Raw genomic sequence first — 601 nt, 5'->3', positions numbered from 1 at the left:
TAACTTGGCACGATCTAAGGTGTTGTCGTCATGCGTAATGTCTTGACCAAAATGTTGAATGATTGCATTTAACCCGGGAGTTCCAGGTTCGACGACTTCTCGTGCGACAATGTCTGCATCGACAATATCAATTTTAAACTGCTGCTTGAACAGATTCGTTACGGTAGTTTTACCGCTGGCGATACCACCCGTTAAGCCTATTACCAAAGCCATTTACACCCCTAAAATTGACGTGAAGTACCAACTTAGAATTTGATCGCCCCAGATTAAGCTTACCCATCCTGCAATCGCTAAATATGGGCCGAAAGGGAAAGCTCTCTCTATACCTTGTTTTTGTAGTCGTAACTGGACTAGCCCGAATATCACACCGACGACGGAAGAAAGTAGGATGATCATTGGTAATGATTGCCATCCTAGCCAAGCGCCAAGGGCAGCCAGCAATTTAAAATCACCGTAACCCATGCCTTCTTTACCAGTAAGCAGTTTGAAACCCCAATATACCGACCAAAGACACAAATAACCGGCAATCGCACCAATTACGGCGTCCTGTAGACTAACAGGGCTTATTCCTGTTAATGCTAACGCCATGCCAGCCCAAGTT

General features: G+C 45.1%; 2 protein-coding genes. Both read right to left on the bottom strand.

Annotation, left to right across the window (positions count from 1 at the left end; translation table 11 throughout):
* Positions 1-213, bottom strand: a 213-nt coding sequence (coaE, locus tag R7093_RS26535) for a dephospho-CoA kinase (RefSeq protein WP_318147191.1), incomplete at its 3' end; no start/stop codon positions are given.
* The coding region (locus tag R7093_RS26530; RefSeq protein WP_318147190.1) for an A24 family peptidase at positions 214-601 on the bottom strand (388 nt) is incomplete at its 5' end.

This window comes from Vibrio sp. 1580 (assembly GCF_033340055.1).
Note: the sequence above shows the minus strand (reverse complement) of the source record. Positions and strands in the feature narration are given on the sequence as shown.